Source organism: Pseudomonas sp. GL_139_B, from assembly GCF_057834475.1.
This window is the reverse complement of record NZ_CM174403.1, coordinates 3676900-3689237: the sequence shown is the minus strand read 5'-3', so window position 1 is coordinate 3689237 and position 12338 is coordinate 3676900. Positions and strand designations below refer to the sequence as shown.

11 protein-coding genes are annotated in these 12338 nt (G+C 60.2%); 1 reads left to right on the top strand and 10 read right to left on the bottom strand.

The window, feature by feature from the left end; all coding sequences use genetic code 11:
* Positions 1-106: 106 nt before the first annotated feature.
* The 3 genes from hglS to AC3ISI_RS16720 form a co-directional block, all read right to left on the bottom strand.
* The gene (hglS, locus tag AC3ISI_RS16730) at positions 107-1492 is read right to left on the bottom strand and encodes a 2-oxoadipate dioxygenase/decarboxylase HglS (protein ID WP_489332928.1); all 1386 of its coding nucleotides are present in this window, start codon (positions 1490-1492) and stop codon (positions 107-109) included.
* 170 nt (positions 1493-1662) lie between these two features.
* The gene (locus tag AC3ISI_RS16725; RefSeq protein WP_489332927.1) at positions 1663-2610 is read right to left on the bottom strand and encodes an alpha/beta fold hydrolase; all 948 of its coding nucleotides are present in this window, start codon (positions 2608-2610) and stop codon (positions 1663-1665) included.
* Positions 2611-2632: 22 nt separating this feature from the next.
* Positions 2633-4087, bottom strand: coding sequence for a flavin-containing monooxygenase (locus AC3ISI_RS16720; protein ID WP_489332926.1), 1455 nt, complete (start codon positions 4085-4087; stop codon positions 2633-2635).
* Between the two features lie 191 nt (positions 4088-4278).
* Here AC3ISI_RS16720 and AC3ISI_RS16715 point away from each other — a divergent pair, with 191 nt between their 5' ends.
* Entirely contained in the window at positions 4279-5349 is a 1071-nt protein-coding gene (locus AC3ISI_RS16715) for a diguanylate cyclase (RefSeq protein WP_489332925.1), read from the top strand.
* 112 nt (positions 5350-5461) lie between these two features.
* Here AC3ISI_RS16715 and AC3ISI_RS16710 read toward each other — a convergent pair whose 3' ends face one another.
* The 7 genes from AC3ISI_RS16710 to AC3ISI_RS16680 form a co-directional block, all read right to left on the bottom strand.
* Positions 5462-6379: a dihydrodipicolinate synthase family protein gene (locus AC3ISI_RS16710; RefSeq protein ID WP_489332924.1), complete on the bottom strand. Its 918-nt coding sequence runs from the start codon at positions 6377-6379 to the stop codon at positions 5462-5464.
* A 119-nt stretch (positions 6380-6498) separates the two neighbouring features.
* A complete protein-coding gene (locus tag AC3ISI_RS16705) occupies positions 6499-7527 on the bottom strand; it encodes a trans-3-hydroxy-L-proline dehydratase (RefSeq protein WP_489332923.1) in 1029 nt (342 codons plus the stop codon).
* A 127-nt stretch (positions 7528-7654) separates the two neighbouring features.
* The gene (locus tag AC3ISI_RS16700) at positions 7655-8377 is read right to left on the bottom strand and encodes an amino acid ABC transporter ATP-binding protein (protein ID WP_489332922.1); all 723 of its coding nucleotides are present in this window, start codon (positions 8375-8377) and stop codon (positions 7655-7657) included.
* The gene (locus AC3ISI_RS16695; protein ID WP_027924790.1) at positions 8370-9020 is read right to left on the bottom strand and encodes an amino acid ABC transporter permease; all 651 of its coding nucleotides are present in this window, start codon (positions 9018-9020) and stop codon (positions 8370-8372) included. Before AC3ISI_RS16695 ends, AC3ISI_RS16700 begins: the two co-directional genes overlap by 8 nt.
* A gap of 10 nt (positions 9021-9030) precedes the next feature.
* Complete coding sequence (locus AC3ISI_RS16690; RefSeq protein ID WP_489332921.1) at positions 9031-9696, bottom strand: amino acid ABC transporter permease; 666 nt, start codon at positions 9694-9696, stop codon at positions 9031-9033.
* A complete protein-coding gene (lhpI, locus tag AC3ISI_RS16685; RefSeq protein ID WP_489332920.1) occupies positions 9689-11467 on the bottom strand; it encodes a cis-3-hydroxy-L-proline dehydratase in 1779 nt (592 codons plus the stop codon). The genes AC3ISI_RS16690 and lhpI overlap by 8 nt, the downstream gene beginning before the upstream one ends.
* Before the next feature lie 10 nt (positions 11468-11477).
* Positions 11478-12296 (bottom strand): ABC transporter substrate-binding protein, encoded by an 819-nt coding sequence (locus AC3ISI_RS16680; RefSeq protein WP_489332919.1) that lies wholly within the window; start codon positions 12294-12296, stop codon positions 11478-11480.
* Positions 12297-12338: the final 42 nt, after the last annotated feature.

The window sequence follows — 12338 nt, the reverse complement described above, 5'->3', positions numbered from 1 at the left end:
GCCTGCTCGCGATTGCGGTGTATCAGGCAACACAGCTGTCGACTGACACTCCGTCATCGCGAGCAGGCTCACTCCCACAGGCGGCGCCAGCTGCTACACGTTCGCGTTAGATTGCGTGGCCCAACGCGGCATAGCATTCCTCAACCGAACGCCGCTGCGTCTCGGCATACAAACCCAACTCATCAATCGTCGTTCGCCCGAGCGCCTGCTCAAACGCCTGCTGGTTCGAATGCACGCCATAGTGAGTTTGCGCCGCGTCCCCCAGGTTCGACTGGAAAATCCCCGCTGCGCTCACCGGTAGAAAATCCTCATACACCAGCGGTTCAACCCGCAAATAGCCGCCGTCGAGCAAATCCTCCAGTGACACCGAATTCAGCGCATCCGCCGCCAAGCCTTTTTCCGTCACGAAGTAGCGAAAGTACGCCAGTTCCTGTCGGCGCATGCCTTCGTAGGTGTCAGGAAATTCGCCAAAGTGCTGCCCCATCAGCGCGTTGTAGCGTGAGGCATTGGCTTCGTTGGGGAAGTCGTTTAACTCGTCCCGTGCGGCATTGAGCAAGCGGTCGTACAGCGCCCGACCTTTAGGCGTCAGCGCGGCGCCACGTTGTTCGATTTCGCCGAAGCGCGCGCTGTGACTGCCACGGGTTTCAGCTTGATCGGTAAAGGCAACCGGCTCGTCCAGCGCCTTGAAACTGGTCTGGCGCAGCAGGATCGGGCACTGACGGCGAGGTGGGCCTTCGATCACCGCTTTGGGGGTGATGCCGTGGGCCGGCATTTGTGCCTGGACGATGTCGATGTCCAGTGTGCGCGGCGTCAGGTGGTTGATGTGCGGGCCTTTGAAGGCCACGACGTCGGCGATCAGGCGATGCTGGGCGCTGAGTTTCTGATATTGCTCGCCAGTGACGGTGGCGCTGTGGTGCCAGCGGAAGGTTTCCAGCGCCTGTTCGACAAAGAGCTGCGCTTCGTCTTCGGTAAGACCGCCCTCGGTTTCAGCGCGCTCGATCAAGGTCAGTGCTGCCGGGGTAAAGATCTGGCGTTTATCCAGTACCGACTGAGCGAACGCGCGCAGTTCCAGGTCTTCGATCAGTTCCAGGCGCAGCAGTGAGGTGAACACGCGAAACGGGCTGACCTGCAACGCCGCTTCGTGCACCGCGCGAAACGCCGTGGAATGCACCGGCACGCCGGCCGGGGTCAGGTCGTAATACCCCACCGGTTGCATGCCCATCACCGCGAACAAACGGGCGAGGGTGGCCAGTTCAGTGGCGGTGCCAACGCGAATCGCACCGTGGCGCTCCAGGTCCAGGCGCTCGATTTCGCCGGTGCTGTTCAACTGACGGGCGATCTGCGGGTCGTTGTCCAGCACGTATTGGTTGGTCTGCTCCACCAACTCCATCAGCGCGCCGTACAACGGCACTTCTTCGCGGTACATGTCGGACATCGCTTTTGAGAAGCGTTGGCGGATCAGGTCAGGGCTGACGAAGCGGGGCTGGTTCATGAAAAAAATTCCTGGCGCGGGGACGTAAAGGATGGGCGAAAAGATCGCAGCCTTCAGCGCCGCCGACAAACGAAGATTCTTACGAACTTCATTCTCCCCAGGACTGCATCTCCGCCGGCCCGCACCGAACGCAGCCTCGCGCTGCTCGGCAGCTGCTACAGACGCGGTAGTTACAGGTGGGAGCGGCTTTCGGTGCGCAAAGATCCCAGAAACTCCCGATACAGTCGCGCAGCATTCGCCGGCTCTTCGACCATCGGCATGTGCCCTATGTGATCCCAGATATGCACCCGCAGATCGACGATGCCTTTGCTCCAGACCGCCACACTGCTGACGTCGATCAAACGGTCCTTGTGCCCCCACAGCAACAGCGCCGGGCACTTGATGTCGGCCAGTTTCGGCTCCATCGGCGGGCTGGCGCGAAAATCGTTGAAGATTTCTTCCAGTTCATCACGGCTTTGCTCGTAGCGATGGGCAACGGCGTCCAGCACCACGCGGGGCACCCATGGCGGTTCGGCCATGGTCATGGCGTAAAAGTGTCGAAACTCTTCCCGTGAGTGAATCAGAAACGGGTTGTGACCCTTGGCCAAATGCCGCTCCAGATCACTGGCCTCGGGGGCAGTAACCCCGGCCGGGTCGATCAGCGCCACGGAGGCGATCCGGTCCGGATACGTGGCCGCCAGCCACGCGGCGATGTAACCGCCCATAGAGTTGCCGATCACATGCACCTTCTCGACCCCGCAGACATCCAGCAACTGGATCATACGCTTGGCTTGCAGCGGGATGTCATAGCCGCCGCCGGCCTTGAAGCCGGTTTCGCCATGCCCGGCAATGTCCGGAATGATGACCCGATAATTGCCGACAAAGTGCCGGGCAAAGCGCAGCCACAGGTTTTTGTCGGCGCTGTAGCCGTGCAGCATCAGTACGCTGCTGGACGCCTCATACGGCCCGCCTTGCCAGGTCGAGACGGTCATCTCGTTAATGGGCACGACGATTTTGTGCAGCCGATACAGCCTGGCTTCAATGGCCATGTTCAAGTCATACAGCCAATAACCAATGGCCGGATAGTTCAACCAGCTCCAGGCCACGATAACCGCGATAATGACAACGAATAGAAGCATCGGATGACTTCCTTCAACGTGATCAGGACATGATGTGGTCGGCGGGTTTCAAGGCCCGAGTCAATCGGTGATAGCTGAAACTGAACCCCGGAAACATGGCAATCACATGACCGCTCTTGCTTTGGTACCAACTGTGGCACCCTCCGGACTTCCATACGGTGCGCTCCATTTCACGGTGGATCATTTCAGTGTAGGTACGTTCCGCTTCGGCGCGTACTTCAATGCTGCGTAAACCTTGGGCTTTCAACGTACGGATGCAGTCGAGGATGTAATTCATCTGCGACTCGATGATGAACAGCGCCGAAGTATGGCCAATGCCGGTGTTGGGGCCGGTGACGATGAACAGGTTCGGGAATTCAGGCAGGCTGGTGCCCAGATAGGCCCGAGGATACTGCGCCCAGACGTCCTTGAGTTGCGTGCCGTGTTTGCCGGTGACCGGGTAGGAAATCACCCCGTCGGTGGCGTCGTAACCGGTGGACCAGACGAGCAGGTCGAGGTCGATGTGCTGACCGTCCTGAGTGACGATGCCGGTTTCATCGATGGACGCTACGCCGTGCTCGCGGCTGTGCAGGGTCACGTTGCTGCGGCCGAGCGTCGGGTACAGGGTGCTGGAGACAATCACCCGCTTGCAGCCGATGGTGAAGTCCGGCGTCAGTTTTTTGCGTAATTCGGGGTCTGGCACCTGGCGCTTGAGGAAGCGCAGGGCGTGTTGCTGGACCATGTGGATCGCCGGTTTCGAGTATTTGAAGGCAATCACCCGGGTTTCGAACTGCCAGTAGATCATCCAGCGCAGCAGTTTGTAGGCCGGTTTCAGGCCCAGCAGCCAGCGCTGGAAGGGGCCAAATGCGCGGTCGGCCCTTGGCAGCACCCAATGCGGCGTGCGTTGAAACACGTGCAGGTGCTCGACGTCCGGGGCAATGGCCGGAATGACCTGCGCGGCACTGGCACCACTGCCGATGATGGCCACGCGTTTTTGCCGGTAATCGTAGGCATGGTCCCAGTTGTTAGTGTGAAAGGTCTTGCCCTGAAAGCGTTCCATGCCCTCGAAGTGCGGGACGACCGGCTGGCTCAACGGCCCCGTCGCGTTAATCAGAAACTGCGCGTAAAACGTGCCTTTGGTGCCGGTGTGCACTGCCCAGCGTTTGCTGGCGTCATCCCATTCGATCCGTTCGACATTGGCTTCCAGTTCCACCTTGTCGCGCAGGCCGAAGTGTTCCACCACGTACTGGGTGTAGCGGTGCAGTTCCGCCTGTTCGGCGAACATTTGCGTCCAGCGATAGGGTGCAAAGGACAGCGAATACAGCGGCGAGGGCACATCCACCGCCGCGCCGGGGTAGGTGTTCTGGCACCAGGTGCCGCCGAAAAAGTCCCGCCGTTCCAGCAGGCAAAAATCGTCGATGCCGGCCTTGAGCAAATTGATCGCCGCGCACTGACCGCCAAATCCGCTGCCGATGATCAACACTTGAAAAGTCTGCATGGGCCTCCTTTTTTATGGTTATTTATTGAACCCTCCCTTCATGTATAGCCAAACATTGACGATTCGCGTGCTGGCAATACCTTGGTATTCAAGCCGCTCGCCGGTGATGGCTATTTAACGTCGCCCTGATAGACTCTCAACGCATCTGCAACCCGGTGTTATCAAGTTCCATTCAGTGACGCAGAGGCCCTATGGAAAATTCGGGAGGAAAAGGACTTTCATTGGCCAGGAGGCTCTATGCATCGCGAACCTTGGGCCTGGCCTTGGGATTGTTGTGCGTGAGTGCGGCGATGTACCCACTCGACCCGGCACCGTGGGTGTGGGGGCTGATGGTGTTCAACGGCGTGTTCTGGCCGCACATTGCCCATCAGTGGGCGCGACGGGCCAAGGTGCCGTTTCACGCCGAGCACCGCAACATCCTGGTGGATGCCTTTCTCGGCGGTTTCTGGGTGGCGGCCATGCAATTCAATCCGCTACCCAGCGCTGCAACGCTGTCAATGATGGCCATGAACAATGTCGCCATCGGCGGCTTGCGTTTCCTGTTAGTAGGCTTCGTCGCGCAGATTCTCGGGATGGGGGTTGGAGGGCTGGTGTTTACTCCTGCCTTCATCCCGTCGACGACGCCGTTGCAAATGTTCGCCTGCATGCCCCTGCTGATCGTGTATCCCTTGACGTTAGGCTGGCTCTGCTTTCGTCAGGCCACCACCCTTGGCCGGCAAAAGCGCGAGTTGCTGGCCCTGAGCCGCACCGACAGCCTGACCGGCCTGTTGAACCATGGCGCCTGGAAGGACCAACTGGAAGTCGAATTCCAGCGTTGCCAACGCGAGCGGGGCGGGGCGATTGCACTGATCGACATCGACCATTTCAAAATCATCAATGACACCTACGGCCATGTCGCCGGGGACATTGTGTTGCGCCAGCTGAGCAAGATGCTCAAGCAGAACCTGCGTGCCACCGATGTTGCCGGGCGTTATGGCGGCGACGAGTTCTGCGTGATCCTGCCCGACATGCCGTTGAACGGCGCCGCCGCAACGATGGAAGCCTTGCGCGACCGTTTTGCCACGTTAGGTTACGAGCAGAGTCCAGGCTTGCAAGTCAGTTTGAGCATTGGTCTGGCAGCGTTTGACCCGACGCATACCGACGCTACCTTATGGCTCAACGATGCGGATCAGGCGTTGTATGAAGCCAAGACCACTGGGCGCAATCGAGTGATCTGCCACATCAATGGCAAGCCGTATCACGAAATACTCGACTCGGTCTGATCCTTCACCGCCAATCCCCTGCGGGAGTGAGCCTGCTCGCTCCCTCGGGGTCTTTGAGTATTCTTCACATCGGATTTCGGTGGCTGTTGCCGTCGACCAGCCGGGCAATCACTCAGAGACCGACGTCCGGCAACTGCGGACGGTTCGCCAGGGCTTTGGCCATGATCTGTTCGACGAATACCCGATCCGCTTCCGGCAGGGCCAGGCGTGGCGGACGGGTCAGCGCGCTGCCGCGCCCGGCAATGGCTTCACACAGTTTGATGCACTGCACCAGGTCGGCACGGGCATCCAGGTGCAGGATCGGCATCAGCCATTCGTAGATCGGCATGGCTTCGGCGAAACGCCCGGCCTTGGCCAGACGGAAGATGGTTTCGCCTTCTTTCGGGAACACGTTGGACATGCCCGAGACCCAGCCTTCGGCACCGACGGCGATGCTTTCCAGCACCACGTCATCCAGGCCGGCGAACAGCACGAAACGGTCGCCAACTTCATTGCGCACGTCGATGAAACGGCGGGTGTCGCCGGAGGAATCCTTGAAGCACACCACGTTGTCGCAGTCGGCCAAGGAGATCAGAATGTCCGGGGTGACGTCGTTTTTGTAGATCGGTGGATTGTTGTAGACCATCAACGGCACGTCTGCATGCTTGGCCACGTAGCGATAGTGCTCGGCGGTTTCAAAGGGTTTGGAGCTGTAGACCAGCGCAGGCATCAGCATCACGCCATCGACGCCAACCTTGCGCACGGCGTTGGCCACCTTGGCCGCTTGCACGCTGGTGAATTCGGCGACGCCACAAATCACCGGCACCCGGCCGCGAGAAGCATCGACGGCGACTTCGGTGACGGCGATTTTTTCTTCGGCGGTCAGCGAGGTGTTTTCACCTACCGAACCACACACCACCAGGCCCGACACACCATCGCGGATCAGGTTGGAAATCACCTGATGGGTTTTATCCAGGTTGATGGTGAAGTCTTCGTTGAATTGAGTGGTCACTGCGGGGAAGACGCCACTCCAGTTAATACGTTTGCTCATTTGTTGCCTCCGGATTGTTAATTGTATTTCGTATACGATATTTAAAATGAAAAGATTCGGCCAGTGCTATTTCGGGTTTTTCAGGGGATTTGCTGGCCGTTGGTCCGAGTGGTCCCGGATCAAGCACCCGGCCAGGTATCAGATAAGCGATAGCCCTGTGGCCATGGATCGCTCGGATCGAGCAGCAATTGGTGGGTGCCGGTGATCCACGCCCGCCCGGAAATGCACGGGTAGATGGCGGGGCGGCCGGCCACTTCGGTCAGCGAGTCAATGCGGCAGTGGAACTCGGAACCGATGATCGAACGACCGATAAAACGTTCGCCAACCTGCATCAAGCCCTTGGCCTGCAACACCGCCATGCGCGCCGAGCAGCCGGTGCCGGTGGGGGAGCGGTCGATTTTGCCAGGTTGAATCACCACCGCGTTCGCCCCTGTGGCGATACCGTTCTCATGGACGATGGGCGCTGCGATCTGGCAGAAGGAAATGTGCGACCACTCGGGATTTAGCGGATGAACGAAGCCTAGTTGTTCGTTGGCGGCTCGGGTGATTTTCAGTCCTGCCGCCACCAGATCGGCAGCCTCGTCCGGGCTGATTGAAAATCCCAGCCCCTCGGCATCGGCGATCACGAAACTGTCGCCGCCATAGGCGGTATCCACCTTGAGCGAGCCGAGCCCTTCGACTTCGATCCATGCGTCGAGGCGATCAGCGAAGGATGGCACGTTTTTGATTTCGACCCGTTCGACTTTGCCGTCACGGCAATCGGCAACCGCCTCGATCAGTCCTCCGGGGGCCTCCAGCACCATTCGGGTTTGCGGCTCGGTCATCGGCAGGATGCCGCTGTCGAGCAACACAGTGGCCACGCACAATGAGTTTGAGCCGGACATCGGTGGGGTGTCCGCCGGCTCCATGATGATCCAGGCCATCTGCGCCCGCGGGTCCTTGGCCGGCACCAGCAGGTTGACGTGGCGAAACACGCCGCCACGCGGTTCGTTGAGCACGAAGTTGCGCAGGGTTTCGTCCTTGGCGATCCAGCGCGATTGTTCCCACACGGTCGCGCCGGGTGGTGGGGCGACGCCGCCGACGATCACGTCGCCGACTTCGCCTTCGGCGTGGCAGCTGACCACGTGAATTATTTTTGATGAACGCATGGTTTGTTCCTTGTTTTGTCTGTTAGGGCCCCTTCGCGAGCAGGCTCGCTCCCACAGGGGGGGGCTTGAAATCTCAGTCAACGCAGATCCATTGTGGGAGTGAGCCTGCTCGCGATGGGGCCATCAGCTACTTCACCGATTTGAGAAACGCCGCAGTCTCCGCATGCACCGGATTGCCAATCACCTGATCCGGCGACCCAATCTCATGCACCAGCCCATTGCGAAAGAACGCCACCCGGTCGGACACATCGCGGGCAAAGCGGATCTCGTGGGTCACCAGCACCATGGTCATGCCGTCCTCGGCGAGCATGCGCATGGTGTCCAGCACCTCACCCACCAGCTGCGGGTCGAGGGCGGAAGTGGCTTCGTCGAACAGCATGTAGTCCGGTGACATCGCCAGCGCGCGGGCGATGGCCATGCGTTGCTGTTGACCGCCGGACAGCTTGCCGGGAAAGGTCTTGAGCTTGTCGCCCAGACCGACGTGGGTCAGTTGTTGCACCGCCAGTTCCTCGGCTTCGGCTTTGCTTTTGCCCAGCACTTTGCGCGGGGCGAGCATGACGTTTTCCAGCACCGTCAGGTGTGGAAAGGCATTCCATTGCTGGAACACGATGCCGATCTTTTGCCGCAATCGGTTGAGATCGGTGGCGTTGTGATGAACCTCGACCCCGTCCACGCGGATGTTGCCTTTCTGGATCGGCTCCAGACCGTTGATGCACATCAACAGGGTGGATTTACCGGAACCGGAGCCGCCGATGATCGACACCACCTCACCCTTGTTCACGGTCAGGTTCACGCCCTTGACCACTTCGAGGTTGCCGAACGATTTGTGTACGTTATCGATCTCAATCATTTTCCTGCCACCTTCTTTCCAGACGAGCGCCGAGGCGTGCAACCACCAGGCTCATGACGTAGTAGATAAGGCCCGCGATGCACAGCACCAGCAACGGCTCCTGGATGCGGGTTACGATGGTTTGCGAGGCGCGCAGCAGTTCGACGATGCCGATCCACATCACCAGCGCGGTGTCTTTCATCACACCGAGCACCAGGTTCAGCCAGCCGGGGAAGGCTACTCGCGTGGCCATTGGCAGGACGATCCATCGCAGGTCCTGCAGGAAACTCAGGCCCAGTGAACGGCTGGCCCGACGTACCGTGAAGGGCACCGCCAACACGCCGCCGCGCACGATTTCGGTGAAGTACGCGGCGGTGTACACGCCGAGCACGATGCAGCCGACGCTGAAGGCGCTGATGTTCAAGCCGACAATGCTTTTGAGTGAGTTGAACAGCACGAACTGAATCAACAACGGTACGCTGCGAAACACGTCCAGCACCCAGGCCAGCGGCAAACTGGCCCGTGGCAACAAGGCCCGCAGCAAGCCGAACAGCAGCCCGGCGATGGAGCCGAGGATGATCGACCAGAACGTCAATTGCAGCGTGACCCAGGCGCCGTTGAGTAGAAACATCAGGTCATTCGAGGAAAAACCGGTGGCAAACATGAACAGCTCCTCAGTAACGGAACAACCGCCAGGCCATCAGCCGGGCTGTCGCGACGATCGTCTTGGCAATCGCGTAATACAGCACTGCCGCAATCGCGAAATACTCGAAGGTGCGGAAGGTTTTGACGTTGTAGTCCTGGGTCACCCCGGTCAGGTCATTGTTCAGCCCGACGATCACCCCCAGCGACGTCATCAGCACCGCCCAGACCATTTGGTTGGTCAGCGGGTAGAACACGATGCGTAGCAACTGCGGGACGATGATCATGCGGTAGGTCTGAAAGGCGCTCATGCCCAGTGACCGTGCGGCGCGCACCTGGGTTTGGGGCACGGCCTTGAGCCCGCCGCGAAAGTTTTCCGCCAGGTAACCCGCGTTGTTGAATGTGATCCCCGCCAGCAGCGCAAGCCACGAGCTGACGTGCAGTCCGAGCGAGCCGAGGCCGAAGTAGAGGATGTAGATCTGGAACAACGACGGCGTGTTGCGGGCAATCGATACCCAGCCGTTGCCGATACCACGCAGCAGCGGTTTTTTGCTTTCGCGTATCACCGTCAAGGCCAGGGCGATGAGGACGCCGAAGATCATTGACAGCGCCGCGGTCTCGAAGGTGACCACGGCGCCGGCGAGCATATCCGGCAAGGCGCGCAGGGCTGAGCGCCATTGGAAGGTGTAGTCAAACATGCGCGGGGCTCTCCAGTTGGGCAGCGGGTTGCAGCCAGGCCGGCAGACGTCCGCTGGCAATGGCGGTGCACGCGGTATCGACACACTCGGCAAGACTGGCGAAATGCACCTTGCGACCCACCAGTCCAGGTGCGTAGTGGGCGTACTTGCCCGAGTTGGTCATCAGCGTGGTCGCGGCGGGTGGAATCACCGGTTCGCCGAGCATGCACCAGCAGGTGTCGGTGACCAGGGTGGCGCCGAAGGCCTCGATCACCGCGATATGCCCGGCCTGACGCGCCTGCTCCAGCACCGCACGGCCGCAGGTGATAGCGAGTACGACGTCTGGGTGTTTGTGCCGACCCCGGCACAGCCTCGCCAGATGAGCGAATTCGCTGAGGGAAAAATGCGGGTTGCCCAGCGACACCACATCCACCCGGTGGTCACAGGCACTGTTGAGCTCGCGCCAACTCACCAGCAGGTCGTTCAGGCGGATTTTTTCCACGGGTAGGGCGACATTCGGTTCCACCACGCTGGCCGGATCAATCGCCTCCGGTGTGACCCCGGCAATATGAAACAGCGGCGCCGCCGAAGTGGTGGCAAACGCTGCGCCGAACGCTTTGAGATCGTCCAGGCTCGGCTGGCGGTGTTCCAGGCCCAGTACCAGCGGCACACGGCTGCCGGCCAGCGCACCGATGTGATAACCGAGCAACGGGTAAAAGGCATCGTCCAGTTCACCGAGTACCGGCAACTCGATCTGCAACCGGGCCTTGCGTTGTGCGTCCAGATGGCAGCCGATCAGCGGGGCGCGGCCGGTGAGGGCGATGCAGATGTCGAGGTAGTCCGGGTACTTCTGTGTGCGTGCGCCGAGCACGCTGTTGGCGTACACCACGGCATTGGATTCGGCCCAGACAATCTGCTCGCCTGCCTTGGGCGCACTGTCGAGCAGATAGGGCGCGCAGGTGAAGCTCAGTTGTGCGCCCATCGCCATATAGGCATCGCCCAAGGCACTGGCCGGCTCGCCGAGGGTCGGGTCAATGCCCAATTCGCGCCAGCGACGCTGGTCCACGGAAATCGAATTGAGGGTGGTGGGCACCCGCACTTTGGCCCCCCATTCCACCAACTGTTGGGCAAAGCGCAGGCTTGCCGGTCCCGTGTAGATACAACCATCAATGTGCGCCTGAGTGACAGCCACCAGACGTCGGGCCCCTTGCAGCTCGGCCATGCGCAGAACAATGTGCATGGCCATTTTCGCAGCCTGTCCATACTGACCGTCGAGCAGCGCCCGATCAAATTCGGTGAGCTCGATTGAAGCGCGACTATCGGTGCTCGATAAAGGTTTGTCGAGTGCCTGCCAGGTATCCTCAGGCAGGTACTCGAACAGGCTCAGCGTGGTGCCATCAACCCGGGCGAAGGCCTGATCGCGCAAGGTCGTGAAGGCCTCCTGGCCGATGCAGAGCACCGGCAGGGAACGGGCAAAAACAGTCTGCGCCACCAGCACGCCGAGGGTCAGGATCTCATCCGGTTCGGCCAGCACCAGTGCCGCCGGTGCATGGCGGTTGCTGATCAGTTCCATCAACACACTGCTGCCGGTGCATGAACCGCGTCCGCTAGGAATCGCCAGCACACGCCCCGCCAGGTATTCGCCGCTGAGTGGATGGTGGCGATCGATAACCTCACCACTGCAGGAGTCAACTCCGCCCCAGAAACTCAGCCCGACATCGGCGAACAGCAGAGGACCTTGAGCAGCGCCGGCGAGCAGGCTGCGACCGGTCAGAGAAACGGACCTAGGCATGCCAGACACCTTAGTAATAAACCTGTGGCACGGTCAGGTTAGCCGGCGAGATATCGGTGCCGACCCATTTGACGAACAGCTCCTTGTAACGACCGGTGCGCACCTGTTGGTTGACGAACAGGTTGAGGTAGTTGAGCAGGCCATACTCGTTGCGTTTGGCGCCGAGGGACACGTAGTCGATGACGTACGGGGCATTACCGGCGACTTTCAGGTTTTTGTATTTACCCGATTTGAGGGTGGCGGCGGCGACGGTGTTGGTGACCACGGTGGCGTCAATGTGGCCCTGGGCAACGGCCAGCAGGGTGTCGTTTTGCGACTGATAGGCACGGAAGCTGCCGCTGCCCCAATTTTTCACGTCTTTTTCCAGGGCGATGGCCTCATAGGTGCCGCTGGTATTGCCCACGGGTTTGCCTTTGAGGTCGTCGAAGCCGTTGATGCCGGTATCGTCGCGTGTCAACACCACCATTTGAAAAGCGAAGTAGGGCACGGTAAGGCCGACGGTCTTTGCCCGTTCGAGGGTGTCGGACGTAGAGGCGACGATCACGTCGGCGCGTCCGGAGACCAGCGCCGGAATGCGGTCCGGGAATGGCGTCTCAACCACTTCAGCCTCGACTCCTAGGATCTTCGCCAGGTCGCGGCAATAGTCCACATCGAAACCGGCCGGGTTGTTACCGGCATCGCGGAAACCCATCGGTGGGAAGTCCAGGGTGACGGCGCAGCGCAGCTTGCCTGAACCGATGATGTCATCGAGCTTGTCGGCCTGGGCGTTGGCGACAAAAAGGGTACTGAGAACAGCGCTGAGGGCTACGGCAAATGCTGGGTTTTTCATAGAGGCCTCGTTCGTGTGAAGTGCTGTTAAATATCGTATTGA

What these genes read in the sequence shown, in the direction of transcription:
- AC3ISI_RS16705 (WP_489332923.1), bottom strand. Translation starts at nt 7,527, where the DNA reads ATGCGTTCATCAAAAATAATTCACGTGGTCAGCTGCCACGCCGAAGGC.
- AC3ISI_RS16720 (WP_489332926.1), bottom strand. Translation starts at nt 4,087, where the DNA reads ATGCAGACTTTTCAAGTGTTGATCATCGGCAGCGGATTTGGCGGTCAG.
- AC3ISI_RS16710 (WP_489332924.1), bottom strand. Translation starts at nt 6,379, where the DNA reads ATGAGCAAACGTATTAACTGGAGTGGCGTCTTCCCCGCAGTGACCACT.
- AC3ISI_RS16690 (WP_489332921.1), bottom strand. Translation starts at nt 9,696, where the DNA reads ATGTTTGACTACACCTTCCAATGGCGCTCAGCCCTGCGCGCCTTGCCG.
- AC3ISI_RS16725 (WP_489332927.1), bottom strand. Translation starts at nt 2,610, where the DNA reads ATGCTTCTATTCGTTGTCATTATCGCGGTTATCGTGGCCTGGAGCTGG.
- AC3ISI_RS16695 (WP_027924790.1), bottom strand. Translation starts at nt 9,020, where the DNA reads ATGTTTGCCACCGGTTTTTCCTCGAATGACCTGATGTTTCTACTCAAC.
- AC3ISI_RS16700 (WP_489332922.1), bottom strand. Translation starts at nt 8,377, where the DNA reads ATGATTGAGATCGATAACGTACACAAATCGTTCGGCAACCTCGAAGTG.
- AC3ISI_RS16715 (WP_489332925.1), top strand. Translation starts at nt 4,279, where the DNA reads ATGGAAAATTCGGGAGGAAAAGGACTTTCATTGGCCAGGAGGCTCTAT.
- lhpI (WP_489332920.1), bottom strand. Translation starts at nt 11,467, where the DNA reads ATGCCTAGGTCCGTTTCTCTGACCGGTCGCAGCCTGCTCGCCGGCGCT.
- AC3ISI_RS16680 (WP_489332919.1), bottom strand. Translation starts at nt 12,296, where the DNA reads ATGAAAAACCCAGCATTTGCCGTAGCCCTCAGCGCTGTTCTCAGTACC.
- hglS (WP_489332928.1), bottom strand. Translation starts at nt 1,492, where the DNA reads ATGAACCAGCCCCGCTTCGTCAGCCCTGACCTGATCCGCCAACGCTTC.